The following is a 1,905-nucleotide window of genomic DNA, read 5'->3' on the forward strand; positions in this document are numbered from 1 at the left end:
GGTTCGACAATAATTGAGACAACCTAAGCGTTCTTTTTCTTAAACTTAGAGCTTACAATGGAAGGTAAGTCTATTTGTTGAGGAAATAGGACCTTTTTTCTCTGAGAATAAATAGACATAATGCACTCCATTAAAAGTAATTAATGGGGTGCTTTTTTTGCATTCCTGCGAGGGTGAGGTGCAGGTGTTAAAAAATATAGGGTTAAGAAAAGAAATCCAGAAATAAATAGGCAAAGGAGAGCGAAATGAAAAGAAATGGTTTACGTTTAATTGCATTAGCAGTTCTTTTTTCTGGAATTGCATGGGTGCTCGTTGGAGGAGTCGAGCAATCGTATGCTTCAAATATTTCTTCAAAGTCAGAATCGATCAACGAAAAAGATCAAGGTGAAAAACGAAAAGAACTAGAAATCCCAGTCACTGTATCACCTACTACTATTACGGCGATTGAAGGTAATACTGGGAAATTAAGTGTTGAAAAATTTGAAGGAATTGAAATAAAAGGAACATTTAAAGAAATCAAGAACAACCCCTGCATTGATTTAAAAAAAGATGGCACATGGACTGCAAAAAAGGCGGGAATAACCAAATTAGCCCCAATTTTTGAACCATCAGCAGAAACAATCAAGGAAATAGAGAAAAAATATCCTGAAACAGATATTTCTTGGAGAGCTATCGCCCAGGCTATCAATGTAACAGTTAATAAACGCAAAGAACTGGAGATACCAATCAACCTAACTACTACTGCCATTACAGCGATTGAAGGTGGCACAGGAAAATTAGGCTTAGGAAAATATGAAGGAATTGAGATCAAAGGAACGTTTAAGGAAATCAAAAACAATCCGATTATTGAATTGAAAAAAGACGGCACTTGGATGGCGAAAAAAGCAGGAACAACTGAGCTGACCCCAAGCTTTGACATCTCCAAAGAAACGATCAACGCAATAGAAAAGAAGTATCCTGAAACAGACATTGCTTGGCTTGATATCGTCCAGAGTGTGAAGGTGACAATTAACGAACGTAAAGCAATTTCTGTAATTCCGCAGTTTTCCCCATACTCTATAGCAGCAATTGAAGGAGAGTCTGGGAAGTTAACAGTTGAAAAATATGAAGGAATTGAATTGAAGGGAACGTTCAAAGAAATCAAAGACAACCCGAATATTGAATTATCTAAAGATGGTGTGTGGAAAGCAAAGGCGGCCGGGGAAACGAAAATAACCCCAATATTTGATGTATCAGAAGAAACAATCAAGGAGATTAAGATGAAATATCCTGATACGGACATTGAATGGCCAGATATTGCCCAAGAGATCTCTGTTGCGATCAACGAACGCAAAGCAATTTCTTTAGTCCCTCAATTTTCTCTATACTCTATTACAGCGACTGAAGGAGAATCTGGAAAGTTAACAGTTGAAAAATATGAAGGAATTGAATTGAAGGGAACGTTCAAAGAAATTCAAGACAATCCAAATATTGAGTTGTCTAAGGATGGTACATGGAAAGCAAAGAAAGCTGGAGAAACAAAAATAACTCCAATATTTGAGATTTCAGAGGAATCAATCAAAGAAATTACAGCGAAATATCCTAATACAGATATTGAATGGCCAGATATTGCCCAAGAGATCTCTGTAACGATCAATGAACGTAAAGTAATTTCAGCAACCACAAAAGCTCAAAAAATACCACAAACGAAACAAAGCAGCTATAGTGCAAACAGAAAAACGCTACCTAAAACAGGAGATAAATCACATTTTGTTATTTCTATGACAGGGCTTTTTATCGTAACTATGGCAGGCGTTGTATTTTTTAAGCGTAAGTCAAAAAGCATTTAGAGAGGAGTTACTACTTTTCTACGTATAAAATTCCGTCTGATGGAAAAAATGGTAATTAGTTAAAAACTCAAATAGC

Annotated in this window: 1 protein-coding gene; it reads left to right on the forward strand. The window is 36.2% G+C overall.

Annotation, left to right across the window (positions count from 1 at the left end):
* Positions 1-245 precede the first annotated feature (245 nt).
* On the forward strand, positions 246-1,829 hold the full coding sequence (locus tag A5875_RS17085) for an LPXTG cell wall anchor domain-containing protein (protein ID WP_088934812.1): 1,584 nt from the start codon (positions 246-248) through the stop codon (positions 1,827-1,829).
* Positions 1,830-1,905 lie beyond the last annotated feature (76 nt).

The organism is Enterococcus sp. 3H8_DIV0648 (genome assembly GCF_002140655.1).
GTDB classification, from domain to species: domain Bacteria; phylum Bacillota; class Bacilli; order Lactobacillales; family Enterococcaceae; genus Enterococcus_A; species Enterococcus_A hulanensis.

What these genes read in the sequence shown, in the direction of transcription:
- A5875_RS17085 (WP_088934812.1), top strand. Translation starts at nt 246, where the DNA reads ATGAAAAGAAATGGTTTACGTTTAATTGCATTAGCAGTTCTTTTTTCT.